This is a genomic window from Sphingomonas naasensis, assembly GCF_004792695.1.
GTDB lineage: Bacteria > Pseudomonadota > Alphaproteobacteria > Sphingomonadales > Sphingomonadaceae > Sphingomonas > Sphingomonas naasensis.
In genome coordinates this window covers 209,659-230,479 of the sequence record NZ_SRXU01000005.1, presented here as the reverse complement: position 1 = coordinate 230,479, position 20,821 = coordinate 209,659, and the positions used below count along the sequence as shown (strand labels likewise).

Below are 20,821 nucleotides of genomic sequence, written 5' to 3'. Positions count from 1 at the left end.
GCTCAGAAGATGCCGAGGAACTTCTTGCGTTGCTTCTGGGCCTCGCCCTTCGAGCGCTTGCCGTCCTCGGACTTGGCGGTGGTGCCCTTGCCGACATCGTCGCGCGGCTTGCCCTTGTCGGTGCGTTGGGCGCGCGCCGAGGCGCCGGCGAGCACCGGGCCGCAATCGGCGGCCTTGGCGTCGCCGATGTCGACGAACGCGATCACCGCGGCGAACGGGCTGGCGAGGATGCCGAGCCCCAGCCCGGCGCCTGCCCGGCCGACCAGCTCGGGGCTGATCACGTCGATGCTCGGTTTGGCGAAATAGCCGCCGACGCCAACCGGTGACTGGCCGGAGAACAGGCTGAACTTCTTGCTGTCGGCGCGGAAGGCGAGGTCGATCGTCTCGTTCTTGAAGCTGAACCCGCCACGGCCGAGCATGACGTTCTTCTCGGTATCGATCAGGATCGGGTCGGCGGCGGCGATGCCGTTGTTCACGGTGAAGCCGATCAGCCCGCAATTGATCTGCACGGGCTCCTTGAGCTTCTTCTCGAACATCTTCTGGACGAACACGCCGATATCGAGCTCGGAGAGCTGGATGTTGCGCGTCCAGAAAGTGCCGCGCGGCATGATCACCGCGATGCGGCCGTTCGAGCTGGCGAGCGAATCGCGCACGCTGTTGCCGGTGCCGGTCATCTTGACCCGCGCCTTCAGCGTGCCGCTGGTGCCCGATTGCTCGACGCCGAATCCGGCGAGCAGCGTGCCCATCGGCGTCGGCGACAGGCGGATGTCATAGTCGGTGAAGACCGGTTCGCGCCGCGCGTTGATGGTGATGTCCGAATTGACCGTGCCGCGCGCCATCGAGAAGTTGAGCGGGCTCAGCTTGAGCAGCCGGTCGTTCAGGTCGAGCCCGAGCGTGATGTTCGATATCGGCAGGCTCTCGGCGCGGACGGTGCGCACCGTCCAGTCGACCTTCGCGTCGAAATTCTTGAGCGCCTCGACCCGCAGCGGCGCATCGGGAAGGATGCGCGGGGTGCCGCCTGCCCGCTGCACCACCGCGCCCGCCGCCGATGCCTGCGGGCTGTAGCCGATGAACGGACCGGCATCGACGATGTCGAGCACATGGGTGGCGAGATCGGCGGTGAGCAGCAGCCGCGGCTCCGTCATCTTCACGGTGAACTTGCCGGCGAGGTCGCTCGCTCCGAACCGCCCGCGCAGCCCGGTGAAGCGCCATTCGTCGCCGCTCTTGGTCAGTGCCGAGCGCAGGCGGTAGCTGCGCGTATCGGGCACCGCGACGCCCATAACCGCGAAAACATCCGCGAGATTCTGCCCGCGGGCGTCCATATGCAGGTCGGCGCCCTCGATCTCGGTGGCGCCGGGCAGCGTGCCCGAGACGTCGATCTGGGTGCGCACCCCCTCGACATGGAGCTTGAGCTGGTTCCGCCCGCCCGCAACGGTGGCGTTGGGCGTCAGCAACTCGCCCGCCATGGTGAAGCGGGTGCCGCGCGCGGTGCCGTTGCCGTCGAAGCGGATCGAGCTGGCGAACTGCGTGTCGCGCGCCTCGACGGTGTGGATGCGGATGCCCGCCGCGATCTGCATCCGCGGGTCGACATAACGGATCAGCGTGCCCTGGACGAGCGCGCGGCGGATGACCGGCAGGTCGAGCGGCTCGCCCTTCTCCTCGCTGAAGGTCCAGGTGTTGCGGCGGCCCGCTTTGTCCCATTGCAGGTCGACATGGCCGTTCTCGAGCCCGAGCCAGTTCACCCGGTGGTTGCCGGTGATCAGGCTCCAGGTCGAGATCCGCGAATCGATCTTGCTCGCCGAGAAGAAGCTGCCGCGCCCGGCCCATTCGGGGTTGGAGATGGTCATCCCCTCGGCGAGGAACTTGACGTTGAACGGCGCGAAATAGAGCTGGAAGTCGCCCGCGACCTCTACCTGACGATGCGTCTGCGCGGCGACGATCTTCTCGAAGGTGTGCTTGAGAAAGCGCCCCTTGGTGACGAACAGCACCGTCCAGGCGAGTACGATCAGACCGAGGATCGTGGCGACCACCGCGATCACGCTCGCCAGCGGCGTGCCGAGCGCCCGCGCAGGACGAGCGCGAGTCGCGGGGGGAGTCGGGGTCGGGGTTTCCACTGCCATCGGGTTGAAAAGCTTTGTAAGCTGAGGCGGTTCCGACTCCGGTTGCATTGCAGCGCGGTTGCGGCTATGCGCCCGCCTTTCCGCGATCGTAGGGATGCGCCGGCTGAATGGGCTGCCGCGCGTGTCCGCAATCGTCGAACTATAAGGAGACGAAAATGCCCAAGCTCAAGACGAAGAGCGGCGTCAAAAAGCGCTTCAAGCTCACCGCCACTGGCAAGGTGAAGCACGGAGTCGCCGGCAAGCGCCACCGCCTGATTTCGCACAATGCGAAGTATATCCGCCAGAATCGCGGCACCTCCGTGCTCGCCGATGCCGATACCGCCCGCGTTCTCGCGTGGGCGCCGTACGGCCTGAAGTAAGGAGGCCGAGACATGGCACGAGTGAAGCGTGGCACGACCACCAAGGCGAAGCACAAGCGGATTCTGGATCAGGCGAAGGGCTATTATGGCCGTCGCAAGAACACGATCCGCATCGCGCGCCAGGCCGTCGAAAAGGCCGGCCAGTACGCCTATCGCGACCGCAAGGTTAAGAAGCGGACGTTCCGCGGCCTCTGGATCCAGCGCATCAACGCCGGTGTCCGCGCCGAGGGCCTGACCTATTCGCAGTTCATGCACGGGCTCAAGCTCGCCGGCATCGAACTCGACCGGAAGGTCCTTGCCGACATCGCGATGCACGAGGCGGAGGCGTTCAGCGCCATCGTCGCGCAGGCGAAGGCGGCGCTGCCCCAGGCCGCCTGAGCGGACGGACAGCGAACGGAAATGGGGCGTCGGTGGCAACACCGGCGCCCTTTTCTTTCCGCTCCGAGATCGCAACCGTCACCCCGGCCTTGTGCCGGGGTCCACCGCGCGGCCGGGAAAGAACCAGGAGGCGAGAGGGTCTCGCCTGCGGCACCGTGGATCCCGGCAAAAGGCCGGGATGACGGTATTGGGTCGGGGGCGAGGGCCGCCGCAGAAAGGCAAGCAATGGCACTCCAGACCTGGTGGCTCTACGTCACCGCGGTGTTCCTGATCTCGGCGACACCGGGGCCGAACATGCTCCATGTGATGGTGCAGAGCATTCATCACGGCCCGCGCCGCGCGCTCTTCTCGATGGTGGGGTTGATGACCGCCAACATGCTGTGCCTGATCGCTTCGGCGGCGGGGCTGGGGGCGCTGCTCAAGGCCTCGCCCGGGCTCTACGACGTGCTGCGCTATGCCGGCGTCGCCTATCTGGTCTGGCTCGGCATCAAGGCATGGCGCGCGCCGGTCGGCGGCGGCGATTCGGGCGACGCGGGATCGGGCCGCACCGCGACCGCGCTCTATTGGACCGGGCTCGGCACCGGCCTGTCCAACCCCAAGCTGATCATCTTCGCGGCGGCGCTGTTGCCGCAGTTCGTCGATCTGAACCGGCCCTTCGTGCCGCAGCTCGCGATCCTCGTGCTCAGCTTCGCGGTGATCGAGGCCTTCTGGTTCGGCGTCTACGCGCTGGGCGGCCGCTCGCTCGCGCGCTGGCTCGCGCCCACCAGCCGCCAGCGGCTGTTCAACCGCGCCACCGCGCTGCTGTTCATCGGCTTTGGCGGGGCGCTGCTCGGCAGCCGGGTCTAGCCGTCGAGATACGCCCGGTAAAACACCGTCCGGAAGCTGCGCGTCCACGGCACGAACACCTTGGGCTTCCCCTTGAGCGTGCTCTTCACCAGCTGCTTGGCGGCCCAGAGCGGGTGATCGGTGCGGCGACTCCAATGCTCGACACGCCCGAAGCCGAGCCGCCCCAACGTCTGCTTCATCTGGTCGATTCCCGAGAAGACGAGATGGTCGGGCAGCAGCAGCTCGCCGGGGTAATCGGCGCGCGAGGGCAGATCGCCGCCATTGCCGGTCTCGATGAACAGCGATCCGCCGGGCTTCAGCCGGGCGCGGATCAGCCCGCCGAAATGCTGGAAATCGGGGATGTGCGAGAAGACGTTGATGATCGAGATCACGTCGTAGCTGCCGGTGACTTCCTCGAGCGTCTGGGCGGTGATCGGCACGCCGCGCTGCTGCGCGCGGGCGACCTTCACTTCCATCGGATCGATCCCCAGCGCCTGCACGTCGGGCAGCGCGCGCTGCACCGCCTCGACGAACTCGCCATTGCCCGCGCCGACATCGAGCCAGCGCAGATCCTTCTCGCCCTCGAAGAAGCGGCGGACGATGCCGGCGTAGAAAGGCACTTTCCAGCCCTGGCGGTGGAGCCGCTGGTCGAGCGTGCCTTCGTCGGTTGGGTGCACGCCGTCGCGTGCCGCCGCGGAAATGTCCTCGCCGCGCGGCCGCTCGCGGATATAGACGGTGCCGCACTCGGCGCATTTGACGGCGCTATAGCCGTTCTCGGAAGCCCAGTGGCGATGCCCGTCGCTCTCGCAGCAGGGGCAATCGACGGTCTCGAGTCTCGCCTGCATCAACATCGTTCGCCTCCACGCATACAAGTCGGCGCCGGGGGCGTCTCACGATCCCGGATCGGCGAGAAGGGGGCTGCGCCGTCCCGCCCCGGCGCCGCGACGGGCCGTGCGCGGCACCGAATCTTGCGCCCAAGGGTTGACCTTGTGCCCGCTCTGGGGTTCGGGCCTCCTATGACTACCGATCTCGAACAATTGCGCAGCGATCTGCTCGCCTCGATCGACGCCGCAGCGGGGCTCGACGCCGTCGAGGCGCTGCGCGTCCATGCGCTCGGCAAGCAGGGCGCGATCACCGGGCTGCTCAAGACCTTGGGCGGGATGAGCCCCGAGGAGCGGCAGGAGCAGGGCCCGCGCATCCATGGGTTGCGCGAGGCGGTCACCGCGGCGCTGGCCGAGCGCAAGACGTCGCTCGAACGGCTCGCGCTCGACGCGCGGCTCGCCGCCGAGACGCTCGACATGACGCTGCCGGTGGATAGCGTGCCGGCGGGATCGGTGCATCCGGTCAGCCAGGTGATGGACGAACTGGCGGAGATCTTCGCCGATCTCGGCTTCGCGGTCGCCACCGGCCCCGAGATCGAGGACGACTGGCATAATTTCACGGCGCTCAACATTCCCGAGAGCCATCCGGCGCGGGCGATGCACGATACCTTCTATTTCCCGCCCGAAGCGGACGGGACGCAGAAGCATCTGCTCCGCACCCACACCTCGCCGGTGCAGATCCGCACGATGGTCAAGGACAAGCCGCCGATCCGGATCATCGCGCCGGGCCGCGTCTATCGCTCCGACTCGGACGCGACCCACACGCCGATGTTCCACCAGATCGAAGGTCTGGTGATCGACAAGGGGATCACGCTCGGGCACCTGAAGTGGACGCTCGAGACTTTCCTCAAGGCGTTCTTCGAGCGCGACGACATCGTGCTGCGGCTGCGCCCGAGCTATTTCCCCTTCACCGAGCCTTCGGCCGAGGTCGATGTCGGCTATTCGGTGGTCAACGGAAAGCGTGTGATCGGCGGGTCCGAAGGCTGGATGGAAGTGCTCGGCTCGGGAATGGTGCATCCCAAGGTGATCGCGGCCTGCGGGCTCGATCCGAACGAATGGCAGGGCTTCGCCTTCGGCACCGGCGTCGATCGCCTCGCGATGCTCAAATACGGGATGGATGACTTGCGCGCCTTCTTCGACGGCGATCTGCGCTGGCTGCGCCATTACGGCTTCTCGGCGCTCGACGTGCCCACGCTGAGCGGGGGAGTCGGCGCATGAAGTTCACGCTCAACTGGCTCAAGGCGCATCTGGAGACCGAGGCGACGCTCGACGAGGTCGTCGAGGCGCTGACCCGCGTCGGTCTCGAAGTCGAAAGCGTCGAGAATCCGGGCGAGAAGCTCGCCGCGTTCCGCGTGGCGAAGGTGCTCACTGCCGAGCGTCATCCGCAGGCCGACAAGCTCCAGGTCCTCACCGTCGACACCGGCGAGGGCGCCCCCCTGCAGGTCGTCTGCGGCGCGCCGAACGCGCGCGCCGGCCTTGTCGGCGTGCTCGGGCTGCCGGGCGCGGTGGTCCCCGCCAACGGCATGCAGCTCAAGGTCGCCGCGGTGCGCGGGGTCGAATCGAACGGCATGATGTGCTCGACCCGCGAGCTCGAATTGGGCGACGATCATGACGGCATCATCGAGCTTCCCGCCGATGCGCCGATCGGCACCTCCTTCCCCGATTATGCCGGGCTCAACGACGCGGTGATCGACGTTTCGATCACGCCCAACCGGCAGGATTGCATGGGCGTGCGCGGCATCGCCCGCGATCTCGCCGCCGCCGGCCTCGGCACGCTCAGGCCGCTCGACGTGGATCCGGTGCCGACCAGCGGCGCCGGGCCGGAAGTGCGCATCGAGGCGCCCGATGGCTGCCCGGCCTATTTCGGCCAGACCGTCAGCGGCGTGACCAACGGCGCCTCGCCCGACTGGATGCAGCAGCGCCTCAAGGCGATCGGCCAGCGCCCGATCTCGGCGCTCGTCGACATCACCAACTATGTGATGATCGATCTCGGCCGCCCGCTGCACGTCTATGACAAGGCGAAGCTGTCGGGCGCGCTGGTCGTCCGCAAGGCGAAGCCGGGCGAGCAGGTGCTCGCGCTCAACGAGAAGACCTACACGCTCGACGAGAGCGTGACGGTGATCGCCGATGCCAATGGCGTGCACGATATCGGCGGGATCATGGGCGGCGAGGACACCGGCGTGTCCGAGACCACCACCGACGTGGTGATCGAATGCGCCTATTTCGATCCCGATCACATCGCGAAGACCGGCCAGAAGCTCAACCTGACCAGCGATGCGCGTTCGCGCTTCGAACGCGGGGTGGATCCCGCGTTCCTCGAAGACGGCATCGCGATCGCGGCGCGCTATGTCGTCGATCTGTGCGGCGGCAGCGCCAGCGAGGTCACCCGGGCGGGCACGCCGCCGCGGGTCGGCATCACCACTGGTTATGATCCGGCGCTCGCCGAGACGCTGGGCGGCCTCGCGATTCCGGTGGCGCGGCAGAAGGACATCCTCGAGCGACTGGGCTTCACGGTCGAGGCGCTCGATGCGAACGGCGATCCGACCGACCTTGCGCGCTTCGAGGACCTTCGCGTCACCGCGCCGAGCTGGCGCCGCGACATCGATGGCCCCGCCGATCTGGTCGAGGAAGTCATCCGCATCGAAGGGATCGACAAGGTCCCCTCGACTCCGCTCGATCGCCTGCCCGGCGTCGCGCGGCCGACCGCGACGCCCGAACAGAAGCTCGAGCGCAAGCTGCGGCGCACCGCCGCCGCGCGCGGCTTCCACGAAGCGGTGACGTGGAGCTTCCTCTCCGAGGCGGAGGCCGCGCCCTTCGGCGGCGGCGCGTGGCGCCTCGCCAATCCGATCAGCGAGGACATGAAGGTCATGCGGCCATCGCTGCTCCCCGGCCTGTTCGCCGCGGCCGAGCGCAACCGCAAGCGCGGCGCCAGCGGCGTGCGGCTGTTCGAGATCGGCCGCCGCTATCTCGCCGACAAGGAGCGGCTCACGCTCGCAGTGGTGCTCGCCGGTGATCGCAGCCCGCGCGGCTGGCAGGGCGGCAAGGCGCAGGGCTTCGGCGCGTTCGACGCCAAGGCCGAGGCACTGGCGCTGCTCGAGGCGGCCGGCGCGCCGGTGGCCAATCTGCAGGTGATGGGCGAGGCGGGCGATGTCTATCACCCCGGCCAGTCGGCAACGCTGCGGCTCGGGCCCAAGACCGTGCTCGCGGCGTTCGGCGTGGTGCATCCCTCGGTGCTCAAGGCGTTCGACCTCGACGGCGATGTCGCCGCGGTCGAGATCTATCTCGATGCGCTGCCGGCGAAACGCGGCGGGACCGGCTTCATGCGCCCGGCCTATGTGCCGCCCGCGCTGCAGGCGGTGACGCGCGACTTCGCCTTCCTCGTGCCGGCCGACCTCACCGCGGGCGATCTCGTCCGCACGATCAAGGGTGCCGACAAGGCGGCGATCGTCGATGCGCGGCTGTTCGACATCTTCACCGGCACCGGCGTGCCGGAGGGCCAGAAGAGCCTCGCGGTCGAAGTCACGCTCCAGCCCGGCGAGAAGAGCTTCACCGATGCCGAATTAAAGGCGGTGGCTGACAAGGTCGTCGCGGCGGCGGCGAAGCTCGGCGCGAGCCTGCGAGGCTGAGCGGGTGATCGAACGGTTCCTCCACGGCCTTCGCGAGAAGATGGAGGATCCCGCGGACTATGAGCATATGACCGTGGTCGTCCCCGGCGATCTCGATCCGTTCGACCGCCATTACCGCTTCAGCATCCATATCGATGCCGAGCTCAGATTGGCGGGGTTCGGCGCCAGCACCGGCGGCGGCACGCTCTATCGCAACGTCGATTTCGAATCGGAGGAAGCGGGCGAGGACGAGGTCGTGTCGACGATCCTCGACGTCGAGGCGACCGATGTCGACGGTGCGCGTGCGCTGATCCGGCTGCACATGCCCGAACTGGGCGCGCCCGCCGGCACGCTCGTCCAATATGGCGATCACGAAGACCGGTTCGACGGGCAGCAATGGCACCTCGGCGAGCCGCGCAGCATCGAGGAGATTTGAGCCATGCCCACCGCACTCATCACCGGCGTCACCGCAGGCATCGGCGAGGCCGCGGCGCGCGCGTTCGTCGGTGCGGGCTGGAAGGTGGTCGGCACCGGACGTCGCGCCGATCGGCTCGCGGCGCTGCAGGAGGAACTGGGCGAGGCGCTGCACACGCTCGAATTCGACGTCCGCGATGAAGCGGCGCGCGATGCCGCGCTCGACGCGCTTCCGGAAGCTTTCGTCGGCATCGATCTGCTGATCAACAATGCCGGGCTCGCGCTCGGGCTCGAGCCGGCGCAGCAGGCGAAGCTGTCCAACTGGACGACGATGATCGACACCAACATCACCGCGTTGGTGTCGATCACGCACAAGCTCCTGCCGCAGTTGATCGCGCGCAAGGGGGCGATCATCAATCTCGCCTCGGTCGCCGCCAACTATCCCTATCCCGGCGGCAATGTGTACGGCGCGACCAAAGCGTTCGTCCGCCAGTTCAGCCTCAATCTGCGCTCGGATCTGATCGGCACCGGGGTGCGCGTCTGCTCGATCGAGCCGGGCATGGTCGAGACCGAGTTCACGCTGGTGCGCACCGGCAGCCAGGACGTGTCGGACAAGCTCTATGCCGGGGTGAACCCGATGACCGCGGAGGATATCGCCGCGACGATGCTGTGGGTCGCGCAGCAGCCGCCGCACCTCAACGTCAATGCGCTCGAGCTGATGCCGGTGAACCAGGCCTGGTCGCCCTTTCTCGTCCACCGCGCGGGCTGAGCCGCGGCGTCATCCGCTCGCGGCGGGCTGCGGGCCCGCGACGTTGCCGGTGCGCTCGAGCTTCCCCCAGCCCACGACCCACCCGCCGACTGCCGAGGCGATCGCGCGGAGCACGACCCAATACATGATCTGCCGATAGACGAAGCGCTGCGCGACCAGCAGGTCCGGGCGGTAGCGGGCCCGGCCGCCGTCGAGCGCATAGGCGATCCAGCCGCACGCGATGTCGATCGTGGTGAAGGCCAGCCAGTAGAGCGCCATCCGCCCGACATCGCCGTCGGTCTGCGCCCAGCCATGCTGGTGCACGCGCAGCACCGTGCCGACGAGCGAGGCGACCAGCGCCATGTCGATCAGCGGCGAGATCGCGGCGAAGCCGATCTGGAACAGCCACGCTTGCGGCAGGCCGACCAGCGCGAGGCCCGAGGGCTTGCCCGCGCGCAGCACGCCGCGATGCTTCCACAGGCATTGCAGCGTGCCGAACGCCCAGCGATAGCGTTGCCGCGCGAGCGCCCGGAAGCTCTCGGGCGCCTCGGTCCACGCCACCGCGCGCGGGTCATAGGTGACGCGCCAGCCGGCGCGCTGAACCGCGATGGTGAGGTCCTGATCCTCCGCCAGCGTGTCCTCGGGATAGCCGCCGACCGCGTCGATCGCGGCCCGCCGCCATGCGCCGACCGCGCCCGGCACCACGGTCAGCGCGTCGAAGCCGGCAAGCGCGCGCCGCTCGAGATTTTGCGCGGTGATATATTCCACTGCCTGCCAGCGCGTGACGAGGTTCACCCGGTTGCCGACGCGCGCGTCGCCCGCCACCGCGCCGATGCGCGGATCGGCGAACCAGCGCACGAGGCGACGGATCGTCGCGGGCTCGAACTGGGTATCGGCGTCGAGCGCGATGATCACCTCGCCGGTGGCGTGGCGCAGCGCGCGGTTGAGCGTCGCCGCCTTGCCGGCGTTGCGCAGGGTGAGCAGCACGACCCGCGGATCGGCGCCGAACTCCCGCGCGACGATCGCGCTGGTATCGTCGTGCGAGCCGTCGTCGGCGACGATGACCTGCAGCGCCGGATAGTCGCTGGCGAGCACGCGCGCGATCGACCCGGCGATCACGCGCGCTTCGTTATAGGCGGGGATGATCACCGACACGCCCGGCTCGAAGCGCGGCGGCTCGGCCCGGCGCCGGCCGCTCTGGAACCAGGCGAGTCCGGCCATCGCCACGGCGCGCGCGATTCCCAGCGCGATCGCGACGTAGAACAGCCAGGCGAGCGTCGCCGCCAGCGCCGCCAGCGCGATGAAGATCGCGACATCGGTGCGCACCGCGAGCAGGTCGCTGCCGGTCACTTCGGGCATCGCCTGCGCCTGCGCGATGCCGGCGAGCTGCGATGCCGGGACGAAGCGATAGCCCTCGCCCCGCAGCGTCGCGATGATCCGCGGCAGCGCCGCCAGCGTCTGGCTCCGGTCGCCGCCGCCGTCGTGGAGCAGCACGATGTTCCGCGACGTGCCGGCGGCTGCGGCATGGACCTGCGCAAGGACCTCGCCGACGATCGCATCCGCGCCCGGCCGCTGCCAGTCGTTCGGATCGACGTGCAGCCCCACCACCGTATAGCCGGCCTTCTGCGCCTCGAGCGCGGGGCCGAGCTCATCGGCGGTGGTCGGCTCGGCATCGCCGAAATAGGGCGCGCGGAACAGCGTCATGCCATGGCCGGTATAGGCCTCGACGAGCCGCTGGGTCGCGTTGAGCTCAAGCCGGGTCTGTGCCGGGCCGGTGTTCGCCAGATTGGGATGGGTGTAGCTGTGATTGCCGATCTCGTCGCCGTCGGCGATCATGCGGCGGAGCAGTACCGGGTGCTGCAGGGCATTCTCGCCGATGACGAAGAAGGTCGCCGGCACGTGCGCGGCTTCCAGCACGTCGAGGATGCGCGGCGTCCATAACGGGTCGGGGCCGTCGTCGAAGGTCAGCGCGAGCTGCTTCGGGTCCGCGCCGCCGGTGCGCTGCACGACATAGGGGGTGGGAAGCGCGGCATAATGCTCGTCGCGGATCATTCCCTGCGCGTCGCGGGTGACGGCGCGACGGCCGTCGGCGGGGGTGGCGGTGATCCGCAGGATCTCGCCCGCGCCCTCGACGTCGGTGCTCAGCAGCGAACGGGGCGTCGCGAGATCGGGCCATCCGCCGCCGCGAAAAGCGCCGAGATCGGACCAGAAGCCGGGATCCTCGCTCCCCAGCCGCCACAGCGCGACATCGTCGATGCCCAGCCGCTGCAACGCCGCGAGCTGATTCCAGCTGGTCGCCGCGTCGATCATCCAGATGCTGTGATGTTGCCCGTCCTCGTCATAGGCGAATCCGGCATTGCCGCTGGCGCGGTCGAACGCGATCGGCGCCTCGCTGTCATGCGCGGTCAGCCACGCCTCCTCGATCGACAGGGCATCGGCCTGGCTTGCGTGCCAGTCATAGGCATAGCTTCCGAGCGCGACGACGAGCTTGTCCGCGCCGATCGCGCGCCGCGCGGCCATCACCTCGCGGACGAACCAGTCCTGCGCGGCGATGGGGCCGGGCTCGCCGCCTTCCCAATGCTGGTCATAGGCCATCAGGATCAGCCGGTCGGCGGCGCCGGCAAGCGCGCGAAGCTCCCCGCTTTCCACTTCCGCCGGGGCCGTGACCGCGAGCTGCGAGCCCGCCGGCAGTGCGGCGCGAAGCGCGCGGAGAAAGCGCAGATAGTCGCCCGTGGCGCCTCGCGGCAGCGCCTCGAAATCCATCACTAGCCCGGCATCGTGGCGCCCCGCGACCAGCCCGGCGAGGCGCGCGGCCAGCACCCGGCGGCGCGCCGCGTCGTGGAGCAGCGCCGCGCTCCCCGCACCGTCCCAGCCCGCGCGGCCGAAATTCTGGACCATCGGCAGCACCCTGGGCGGCGCCGAAGCCGCGCGGATCGTGCGGTCGAACTGCGGATCGCTTTCGATCTTCAGTCCGGGGCCGTCGATGGTGACCAGCGCGGGCACCACCCAGTCGAGCGAGCCGAGGTGCCGGCGCAGCGAGGCGAGGCTCGCTTCGTCGCCGGGCTGGTAGAAGCCGACGCTCAGCGGAGTGTGCGGGTCCTTCGATCGCATCGCCGGCAGCCACGCGCCGAGACCGTGGCGGGCGTGCGTGCCGCGCAGCTGCGCCGGATGCGGCTGCGAAAAGGGCAGTGCCAGCGCGCGCTCGCGCGGCACCGCGACGAGCGTCGTCGCGAACGCCACCGCGGCGAGCAGCATCAGCGCGATCCCGATCGCCGCAGCGCGTTTCGCGCGTCGGCCGCGGCGGCCGGTCGGATCGAAGAATATCGGGGCGCGCATGCCTTGCCTTTCCTGCACTCCCTTGCGGGCGATGCCGCCGCGTTACGCGGGCCCGGATGGCGCCGAGCTGGGGCGCGGCTTAAATTTTGGTCATGTTGGGCGGTTCGGCTGATCCACGATCGCCGGGTCCGCGGCGTGCAGCTGAGCGAGGATCGTCGCGACCAGCCGCCTGTCGTCGCGGTCGAGGAAGTGGCCGCCCGGCAGCGCGACCGCCCGGGCATGGTCGGGGCCCAGCGCGGGGCACAGGCTGTCGGCCTCGCGGATGCCGTAGATGCAGATGATCGGCGCCCAGCCGGTCGCGCGCAGCGCTGCGGCCGGCCGCGCATCGGGCGTGCCGAGATAAGCGAGCCCGGTGGGGTCGGCGCGAAAATAAGCCGTCTGCGCCGGGACGACGAGGACGATCGCGGCGATTCTCGGGCGCAACGCGGCCGGAAGGTCGGGCGCCGCGGTGGCAACCATATCGGCGCCGAACGACTGGCCGATCAACACCACCCGCTTCGCCCCGGTTCGCACGAGCGCGGTGCGGACCGCGTCGGCGAGCATCGCATCGATCTCGGCCCGCGTCCGGCGCGTGGCGAAATTGGCCGCCGAGCTGATCCCGATCACCGGAATGCCGTGCCCCGCCAGCGCCGGCGCCACTTTCGGCCCCATGCCGAAGCGCAGGCCCATGTCGCCCGAAAGATAGACCGCGGCGATCCGCGGATGCGGCCGCCCCGCGCCGAACAGCCGCACCGTCTGACCGTCGAGCAGACGCAATGCGGGCGTCGCGAGGACCAGCATCACCGCGATCGCGCAGAGCAGGATGCCGCCGAGGAGCCGGTACCACGGCCGAAGTCTATCGCGCGGCAAGGACCAGCTCCCCTTCGCGCGTCTCGATCTGCGGGGGTGACGGATGCCGATGCGCGCGCGGGGCGCGCGGGGGCTGCGTCGGCGCACGCTGGTCGATCAGCCGCGACAGATCGCGCAGCGCCTGGATCAGCGCCAGCCCATGCGGTCCGGCGACGTAGCGCGGCTCCCAGCGCGGTGCGAATTTCTCCTTGTAGCCGCGCAGGCCACGGAAGCCGTAGAGCCGCTCGCCATGGCGGAAGACCAGCGCGGCGACCTTCGCCCAGGCCGGCGCGAGCCGCCGGCCGTCGATCCCCGCGAGCGGCGCCATGCCGAGCGTGAAGCGCCGATAGCCGCGCTCCTTCGCCCATTGCATCAGCTGGACGAGCAGGAAGTCCATCGTGCCGCGCGGCGCGTCGTCGCGGTGCCGCATCAGGTCGATCGACGCTTCCTCGCGCCCCTCGGTCAGCCAGAGATTGGCGAAGGCCATGATCCGGCCCTCGACGGTGACGATCCCGATGTCGAAATTGCACAGATAGCCGCGATCGAAGCGTCCGAGGCTGAAACGCTTCTCGCGATGCCCCTTGCTGCGGATCCATTCGTTCGAAACCGCCTCGAGCTCGTCGAGGATGACCGGAACGGCGGCGGCGGGAACGATGTGGAGCCGTGCCCCGGCCCGCGCGGCGCCGTGTCCGGCGCGGCGGGCGCTGCGCAGACGCGGCGTATCGACCGCGAAATCGGCAAGGTCGACGATCGCTTCCTCGCCATATTTGATGATCTGGAGGCCCAGCCCGATCGCGAGGTCGAGCATCGCGGGAGAGGCTTCGTACAACAATATCCGGCCCTGCTCGCGGTCGGCGCGCTCGCGCAGCGCCCAGAGCAGCTCCGCCCAGGCCGCGACGGGGCCGACCGGGTCGCCCATCACGATCCAGCTCGCGCCCTTGATCTGATACATCAGAAACGCGTCGCGGCGCGGCGAGAGCAGGAAGCTCTTGTCCCCGGTCAGCGCGAGCATCGCCTCGGTGCGTGTCGCCGTGGCGAGAATGGCGCGAACCGCCTCGACGTCGCCAGCGGCCGTTTCCTCGACGGCAGTAGCGGTGGCCGGCGAGAACAGCCGCCAGAGCAGCGCGCCGGCGAGCGCCACCGCGATCGCCATCGTCGCGCGCAGGAATCGCGGGGCATCGCCGTCGAGCGCGAACCGCCACCAGAGATCGTCGGCATAGGTGACGTGGCGATAGGCGAACAGCCCGGCCCATGTCGCCAGCGCGACCACCGCTGCCACCGAGACCAGCCAGCCGGCGAGCAGCGGTTGCCGGGTCAGCGCGGTGCGTCGGTAAAAGGCGCCGCGCGTCCATTGCAGCAGCCCGGCCAGCGCGATGCAGACAAAGGCTTCCTCATAGTCGATGCCCTTGGCCAGCGAGAACAATGCGCCGGCGACGAGCAGCAGGCGCGTGGCGTGGAACGCGCCGTCGAGCCGGCGATACAGGCCCGGCGCGAGCAGCAGCAGCCCGGTGCCGACGAGGCTCGCCGCGATATGGCTGGCCTCGATGAACGGCAGCGGCAGCACGCCCGCGAGAGCGCCCATCCGCGCGTGCAGCGCCGGCAGCGAGCCCGAGAGCAGCAGCATCCCGCCGCCGAGGAAGGTGGCGGCGCTCAACACCAGCGGCGAGATGCTGCTGGCCAGCGTGCGGGCGCTCGCGAGCAGCCGTCCGACCCGGCGATGCCGGGCGCCCTCGTTCGAGGCGAGCAGCACCGCCGCCACGGCGAGCGGCAGCAGATAATAGATCAGGCGATAGGCGATCAGCGCGGCGAACAGGCTCGCCCGGTCGCCGGGCACCATCGCGAGCAGCACCGCTTCGAAAACGCCGATTCCCCCGGGCACATGCGTCAGCACCGCCGCGACGATGGCGAGCGCATAGGCGAGGATGAAGCCCGGCAGCAGCGCGGGGCCGGCGCCCGGGATCAGCACGAGCAGCGCCGCGCTCGCGCAGGCGATGTCGATCAGCGCGATGCCGATTTGCCCGACGAGCAATGCGGGGCGCGGCAGCGGCAGCGAGAAGCCGAATATCGACAGCCCGGCGCTCGCGCGCCCGGCGGCGGCCGCCAGCGCCGCGATCAGGACGAGCAGCGCGCCGCCGGTCAGATGCGCTTGCGTCGTATCGAGCGTCAGCCCGGCGATCGCGACCGGCCCGTCATGGCCGAGCAGCGCGACGCCCGCGACCGCGACGACGCCCGCCCAGAAGGTGGCGCTGGCGAGCGCGACCACCCGGGCGACCTCGATCCCATCGAGCCCCGCGGCGGTGTAAATGCGGTAGCGTGCCGATCCGCCGGTCAGCAGCGACAGCCCGAGATTGTGGCTGAGCGTGTAGCTGGTGAACGAAGCGAGCGCCGCGGTGCGCCATGGAAGCGGCCGCCCGATCACCCTGAGCGCGAGCACGTCGTAAAAGGTCAGCGCCAGATAGCTTGCCGCGGTGAAGACGAGCGCGAGCGCGATCTGCCACGCCGAGAGCGCGCGCGCCGCCGCGCGGACATCGGCATAGTGGATCTCGCGGGTCAGCGCCTGCAGCGCGGCGAAGCCGAGCCCGAGGACGAGCAGCACCAGCGTGATCGCGATCAGCCGGCGGGATCGCGCCGGGAGAAATGGCAGGCGGCTCATCGCGGCAGCTGCGCGATGCGGGTCCACACCTGCGACTTGCAGATCAGCCCGCCGAGGATGCAGCCCTTGACCTTCAACCGGTCGGGCGAGAGCGCCTCGATCTCGGAGGCGAAATGCCGCCCCATATCGGGCACGAACACCGTGCCGGACCAGCGCGCCTGGCCATAGGGGCGATAGTCTTCGAGCAGCTCGGTGCCGATGAGCTTGTCGACTCCGCTCTCGCGCGCATCCTTTTGCGCCGCCGCGCTCGCCCACACCACCCAGCCGCAGATCCGGTCGCCGCACGCGCCGGCGCGCACCGCGACCGATCCATGCGGGTTGAGCCACATGCCTTCGGGCGAGCGCGCCGGCCGGGCGCTCGCTATCGCCGGTGCCGCGAGCAGGGCCATCCCTGCCGTTACGATCCTCGTCTTGCGCATGTCGATCTCGCTCCGATTGCGGAGCCTCGGGCTAGCCGCGCGCGGATTGCCGGAACCTCGGCATCGTCTGAAGAATCGGTAATGTTGGCCCGCCCGATCGGCCCGCGCGGCTAGCGGCTGAGCGCATAGGTGATCACGAAGCAGGCGAGGGTGAGCAGCAGCATCGCCGCGATGAAGCTCCGGTCGGCTATGCGCTCGAGCCAGTGGAGCCGGACATGCGACTGGACGCGCAGCGCGAAATAGGAAGCGAGCATCGCCACGAGGAACAGCAGCGCGTCGATCGAGAGCAGATCGTCGGCGATCGTGTCCTGCCGGCGCACCGCGGTCGCGACGCGCAATATGCCGATCGCAGTCAGGCAGACGCCAACCATCGCCGCGGCGATCGGGCAGATCAGCCGACAGGTGCGTTCGTCGAGCGCGAGGCGCCTTGCTTTGGAAATGGAGAGGTCCTGCATCGTATGCGCTCCCTTGCGGCGTCGCGCCCCGCCTAGGCACCCGCGCCGAACCGCACGCTGACCGAAAGATGAGCAAAAGTTCATCCGTTCCCAACGCGGGGGAGAGGCGCGGTTCGCTATCGCGGTCGGCAAGGAGACACGGACATGACCGACATGCGGCCCTTGCGGTCGTTGCTGCTCGTCATCGTCGCGCTCGCGGCGGCCGCTGCGTTGTGGTTGTCGCTGGCCGTCCCGCGCCACCGCGACGATCGCCTCGATCCGCTCGGCGCCACGCTGATGCCCGCCTCCGCCGCCGGGCCGCTGCTCGTCGACAGCCTGCGCTCGGGCGGCGCGGCCGAGCAGGCGGGCCTGCGCGTCGGCGATCGCATCGTGGCGGTCGACGGCCGCGCGGCCCGCTCGCGGCGCGATGTCGCGCGCGCCTTGCGATCGCATCGCCCCGTCATCTTGCATGTCCGCCGCGCCGGCCGCAGTTTCGCGCTGAAGATCACATCGCACCGGAGCTGAGCAGGGTGGGGCACAAGATATTGCTCGTCGAGGACGACGACGCCACCGCGCACTATATCGCAAAGGGGCTCTCGGAAGAGGGATTCGTGGTCGATCGTGCCGATAATGGCCGCGACGGGCTCTTCCACGCCACCGACGGCAGCTATGCCTGCATCGTGCTCGATCGCATGCTGCCCGGGCTCGACGGGATGGCCGTGCTCGGCGCGTTGCGCAGCGCGGGCGTCGAGACGCCGGTCATCGTGCTGTCGGCGCTCGGATCCGCCGATGATCGGATCAAGGGGCTGACCAGCGGATCGGACGATTATCTTGGCAAGCCGTTCGCCTTTGCCGAATTGCTCGCGCGGATTCGCCTGCTGATCCGGCGCGGCACCGCTTCGGCCGCGCCCGAGACGGTATTGCGCTGCGACGATCTCGAGATGGATCTGCTCGCCCGCCGCGTGCGCCGCGGCGGGCGGGCCGTCGAGCTGCAGCCGCGCGAGTTCCGCCTGCTCGAGTTCCTGCTGCGCCACGCCGATCAGGTGGTGACGCGCACGATGCTCCTCGAAGGCGTGTGGGATTATCATTTCGATCCGGGCACCAACGTCGTCGACGTCCATCTCAGCCGGCTGCGCAAGAAGGTCGACGAAGGCGCGGCCCGGCCGCTGCTCCACACGGTGCGCGGCGCCGGCTACCGGCTCGGCACCACGCCATGACGTGGCGATCGACGACGTTCCGCTTCGCGGCGCTCGTCTTCCTCTGCCAGATCGTCGCGGCGGCGGTGCTGCTCGCCGCGGTCGGCGCGGTGCTGCGCGGCCGCAGCGATCAGGCGGCGGCGGCGACGGCCGAGACGATTCGCGCGAATCTGCTCGCCAGCTATGCGCGCGGGGGGGCGCCGGCGCTCGCGCGCGAGATCGAAGCGCGCCAGACCGCGGGAGTCACCCGCAACGGCGTGATGCTGCTCGTCGACGGCGCCGGGCGCGCGCTGGCCGGCAATCTCGGCGGCTGGCCGCCCAGCGTGCCCGCGACGAGCGGCTATATCGAGGTCCAGCTCTACCGTATCGGCCATGCCGCGCCCGAGACGATGCTGGTGCGGACCACGCGGCTGGCCGGCGGCGAAGGCCTGCTCACCGGGATCGGCGTCGAAAGCGAGCGCCAGCTGCTCGATCTTCTCGGCGAGACCAGCGCCCTCGCGCTGGCGCTCGCGCTGATCATGGCTGCGCTCGCCGCGTGGCTGGCCGCGCGGCTGATCGTCGCCCGCCTCGACGGCACGATCGCGACGCTGCAGGCGGTGCGCGCCGGCGATCTGACGCGCCGGGTGCCCGACGATCGCTCGGGCGATGCGTTCGGCATGCTGGGCGACGAGGTCAACCACACGCTCGATCGCGTCACCGCGCTGATCGCCGAGCTCAAGATCGCCACCGACGGCCTCGCGCACGATCTCAAATCGCCGCTCACCCGGCTGCGGCTCGCGCTCGAGCAAGTGATGCGCGAGGTCCGCGAGCCCGGCGCGCAGGAGGCCGCCGCGCGCGCCCTTGCCGAAGGCGAGCGTCTGCTCGCGCTGGTCGAGACCGCGCTGAGCATCAGCCGCGCCGAGGGCGGCATCGGCCGCGAGAGCTTCGCCGAGACCGATCTCGTCGAATTGCTCGCGACGATCGCCGAGCTCTATGCGCCGCTGGTCGAGGATCAGGGGCGCGCGATCGTCGTCGCGGCGCCGGCGCACGCCTGCTGGAAGGTGCATCGCCAGCTGCTCGCCCAGGCGGTGGGCAATCTGATCGACAATGCCGTCCACTATGGTGCCGGCACGATCACGCTGCGCCTCACGGCCGACCGGGAGGCGGTGCGGATCGCGGTGCGCGATGCGGGCCCGGGTATCGCCCCCGCGCTGCGCGGCGAGGCGCTGCGCCGTTTCGGTCGCCTCGATGTGGCGCGCGGCGGATCGGGCGCGGGTCTCGGCCTGTCGCTCGTCCAGGCCGTCGCGCACCTCCATGGCGGCACGATCGCGCTCGACGACGCCGCACCCGGCCTGATCGTGACGATCGAGCTTCGATGATACCGGTGCGGCGGAAATGGCGGAGCGGGAGGAATCCTAGATTTGGCAACAATGAACTGATTTTGCTGAAGAATCTGAAAGCGCCGCTTTGGCGAACCCACGTTTTCCCCCACACTTGGTGCGGCGTCTCATGCGAATACGAAGCAGTCTGTCGCTGCCGGTCCAATCTCAGCCGTTCGGCATGGCTATCAGTGATTCCGGGCGCTGCCATCAGTCCGTCATCTGCCGTGGCGACCGAGCGTATTGGCGACGGCCGGCACATCCGAGGGCGATGAAGGTACGGTCGCCTTCTGATTCCGGATCTCGTCGGCGATCGTTGCATGAAAGATCTTGATCGCAATCCATGGTGCCCGGCGATGCGAGCCTGGCAGATGATCGGAAATCCATTGCCGGGCGTTCCGCTCCGACAGCTGCCTGTTTGCAAACGGCAATAGCGACGACCGCGAGTGAGATATCGCGATGGAGGAACCGAACTGGGTTGGGCTGGTGCAGTTCGGTGTCGTCGCTCTGGTATAGCGCGATGCCATCACGGGCGACGTCCATGAAGAAATAGCGCCCGTGCGCAAGCCCGTCGTTCACCTCCTGCAGCGTATGCACGATAAAATTGACCGGGGTGCGCAGTGTCTTGGTGATGGCAAGTTCCCGGTTGAGCCGCTCTTCGGCCGACGACCAGAACTCCACCCGGTCGGTCAGCTTCGGGTGGTTGACGATCACCAGCAGGTCGAAGTCGGACTGATAGCCCTTGTCAGCGGCCCCTCGATCTCGCTGACCAGACGATCGCCAAGGCTCGGAAAGGCGTAGGTCTTGAGGGTCGCGATCCACTGGTTCTGATGCTTGCCGTTCTTCCAGGCTTTCTCGTGTTCCTCGTGAACCAGCTCGGCCGCCTTGCGGAATGTCGGGATCACCAGCCGCTCCTGCTTCCGCTCGGCGACCGGATCGATGCCCTGCGCGATCTTCTTTCGCATCACGAAGGCGGCTTCACGAGCATCAGCGAGTGAGACCGACCGCAGCGAACCCAACCCGAAGTCTCTCCGGCGCCCGCCCATCTGAACGCGCAGGAGCCACCGACCCGAATCTTTGCCGTTCAATTCGAGAAAGAGGCCGTCGCCGTCGGAGTACCGTCCTGGCTCAACGAGCGCCCGGACCTTCGATGCAGTGAGCTTTCCCATCGCGTCCACCCCATATTACCCCACACTTTGCCCCACACATTTTTGGGATAGTGTCGGATCCAGTGGAATTCAGCGGAACACAAAAACCGCTGATTTCT

At 69.1% G+C, this 20,821-nt stretch carries 18 protein-coding genes and 1 pseudogene; 10 read left to right on the top strand and 9 right to left on the bottom strand.

Annotated features, from left to right (window positions below; translation table 11 throughout):
* Positions 1-2: 2 nt before the first annotated feature.
* On the bottom strand, positions 3-2,120 hold the full coding sequence (locus E5A74_RS13035; protein ID WP_135985604.1) for an AsmA family protein: 2,118 nt from the start codon (positions 2,118-2,120) through the stop codon (positions 3-5).
* A 155-nt stretch (positions 2,121-2,275) separates the two neighbouring features.
* Between E5A74_RS13035 and rpmI the strand changes: the two genes are divergently transcribed.
* The 3 genes from rpmI (at position 2,276) to E5A74_RS13020 (ending at position 3,703) form a co-directional block, all read left to right on the top strand.
* The gene (gene rpmI / locus E5A74_RS13030) at positions 2,276-2,479 is read left to right on the top strand and encodes a 50S ribosomal protein L35 (RefSeq protein WP_029936735.1); all 204 of its coding nucleotides are present in this window, start codon (positions 2,276-2,278) and stop codon (positions 2,477-2,479) included.
* Positions 2,480-2,491: 12 nt separating this feature from the next.
* Complete coding sequence (rplT, locus tag E5A74_RS13025) at positions 2,492-2,857, top strand: 50S ribosomal protein L20 (RefSeq protein ID WP_135985601.1); 366 nt, start codon at positions 2,492-2,494, stop codon at positions 2,855-2,857.
* 225 nt (positions 2,858-3,082) lie between these two features.
* Complete coding sequence (locus tag E5A74_RS13020; protein ID WP_135985599.1) at positions 3,083-3,703, top strand: LysE family translocator; 621 nt, start codon at positions 3,083-3,085, stop codon at positions 3,701-3,703.
* On the opposite strand, the gene E5A74_RS13015 is transcribed toward E5A74_RS13020, so the two are convergent.
* The gene (locus E5A74_RS13015; protein ID WP_166745752.1) at positions 3,700-4,527 is read right to left on the bottom strand and encodes a class I SAM-dependent methyltransferase; all 828 of its coding nucleotides are present in this window, start codon (positions 4,525-4,527) and stop codon (positions 3,700-3,702) included. The two genes, E5A74_RS13020 and E5A74_RS13015, sit on opposite strands and share 4 nt — an antisense overlap.
* Positions 4,528-4,698: 171 nt before the next feature.
* On the opposite strand from E5A74_RS13015, the gene pheS reads away from it, so the two are divergent.
* Genes pheS through E5A74_RS12995 form a run of 4 tightly spaced genes read left to right on the top strand, consistent with a single transcriptional unit; the run spans position 4,699 to position 9,351 of the window.
* On the top strand, positions 4,699-5,781 hold the full coding sequence (pheS, locus tag E5A74_RS13010) for a phenylalanine--tRNA ligase subunit alpha (protein WP_135985595.1): 1,083 nt from the start codon (positions 4,699-4,701) through the stop codon (positions 5,779-5,781).
* Positions 5,778-8,189, top strand: a complete 2,412-nt coding sequence (gene pheT / locus E5A74_RS13005; RefSeq protein ID WP_135985592.1) for a phenylalanine--tRNA ligase subunit beta — start codon at positions 5,778-5,780, stop codon at positions 8,187-8,189. The genes pheS and pheT overlap by 4 nt, the downstream gene beginning before the upstream one ends.
* 4 nt (positions 8,190-8,193) lie before the next feature.
* The gene (locus E5A74_RS13000) at positions 8,194-8,604 is read left to right on the top strand and encodes a hypothetical protein (RefSeq protein WP_135985590.1); all 411 of its coding nucleotides are present in this window, start codon (positions 8,194-8,196) and stop codon (positions 8,602-8,604) included.
* Between the two features lie 3 nt (positions 8,605-8,607).
* A complete protein-coding gene (locus tag E5A74_RS12995; RefSeq protein ID WP_135985588.1) occupies positions 8,608-9,351 on the top strand; it encodes an SDR family NAD(P)-dependent oxidoreductase in 744 nt (247 codons plus the stop codon).
* A gap of 9 nt (positions 9,352-9,360) precedes the next feature.
* Here the strand turns inward: E5A74_RS12995 and E5A74_RS12990 are convergent, their stop codons facing one another.
* The 5 genes from E5A74_RS12990 to E5A74_RS12970 all read right to left on the bottom strand — a co-directional run bounded on the left by E5A74_RS12990 (position 9,361) and on the right by E5A74_RS12970 (position 17,021).
* Positions 9,361-12,666: a trifunctional glycoside hydrolase family 18/polysaccharide deacetylase/glycosyltransferase family 2 protein gene (locus E5A74_RS12990; protein ID WP_135985586.1), complete on the bottom strand. Its 3,306-nt coding sequence runs from the start codon at positions 12,664-12,666 to the stop codon at positions 9,361-9,363.
* A gap of 90 nt (positions 12,667-12,756) precedes the next feature.
* Positions 12,757-13,515, bottom strand: coding sequence for a virulence factor (locus tag E5A74_RS12985; protein WP_240699798.1), 759 nt, complete (start codon positions 13,513-13,515; stop codon positions 12,757-12,759).
* Complete coding sequence (gene mprF, locus E5A74_RS12980; RefSeq protein ID WP_135985583.1) at positions 13,502-16,147, bottom strand: bifunctional lysylphosphatidylglycerol flippase/synthetase MprF; 2,646 nt, start codon at positions 16,145-16,147, stop codon at positions 13,502-13,504. Before mprF ends, E5A74_RS12985 begins: the two co-directional genes overlap by 14 nt.
* Entirely contained in the window at positions 16,144-16,566 is a 423-nt protein-coding gene (locus E5A74_RS12975) for a DUF2147 domain-containing protein (RefSeq protein ID WP_135985581.1), read from the bottom strand. Before E5A74_RS12975 ends, mprF begins: the two co-directional genes overlap by 4 nt.
* A gap of 110 nt (positions 16,567-16,676) precedes the next feature.
* Positions 16,677-17,021 carry a hypothetical protein gene (locus E5A74_RS12970; protein ID WP_135985579.1) on the bottom strand — a complete coding sequence of 115 codons (345 nt, stop codon included), beginning with the start codon at positions 17,019-17,021 and terminating at the stop codon, positions 16,677-16,679.
* Between the two features lie 144 nt (positions 17,022-17,165).
* Here E5A74_RS12970 and E5A74_RS12965 point away from each other — a divergent pair, with 144 nt between their 5' ends.
* Genes E5A74_RS12965 through E5A74_RS12955 form a run of 3 tightly spaced genes read left to right on the top strand, consistent with a single transcriptional unit; the run spans position 17,166 to position 19,554 of the window.
* Positions 17,166-17,525 carry a PDZ domain-containing protein gene (locus E5A74_RS12965; protein ID WP_135985577.1) on the top strand — a complete coding sequence of 120 codons (360 nt, stop codon included), beginning with the start codon at positions 17,166-17,168 and terminating at the stop codon, positions 17,523-17,525.
* 5 nt (positions 17,526-17,530) lie between these two features.
* A complete protein-coding gene (locus E5A74_RS12960; RefSeq protein ID WP_135985575.1) occupies positions 17,531-18,217 on the top strand; it encodes a winged helix-turn-helix domain-containing protein in 687 nt (228 codons plus the stop codon).
* Complete coding sequence (locus E5A74_RS12955) at positions 18,214-19,554, top strand: sensor histidine kinase (protein WP_135985573.1); 1,341 nt, start codon at positions 18,214-18,216, stop codon at positions 19,552-19,554. The genes E5A74_RS12960 and E5A74_RS12955 overlap by 4 nt, the downstream gene beginning before the upstream one ends.
* A gap of 474 nt (positions 19,555-20,028) precedes the next feature.
* Here the strand turns inward: E5A74_RS12955 and E5A74_RS12950 are convergent.
* Both E5A74_RS12950 and E5A74_RS12945 read right to left on the bottom strand, forming a co-directional pair.
* Positions 20,029-20,301 (bottom strand): annotated as a pseudogene (locus E5A74_RS12950) (nucleotidyltransferase domain-containing protein); the annotation flags it as partial.
* On the bottom strand, positions 20,265-20,723 hold the full coding sequence (locus tag E5A74_RS12945; protein ID WP_240699797.1) for a tyrosine-type recombinase/integrase: 459 nt from the start codon (positions 20,721-20,723) through the stop codon (positions 20,265-20,267). The pseudogene E5A74_RS12950 and the gene E5A74_RS12945, both read right to left, overlap by 37 nt.
* Positions 20,724-20,821 lie beyond the last annotated feature (98 nt).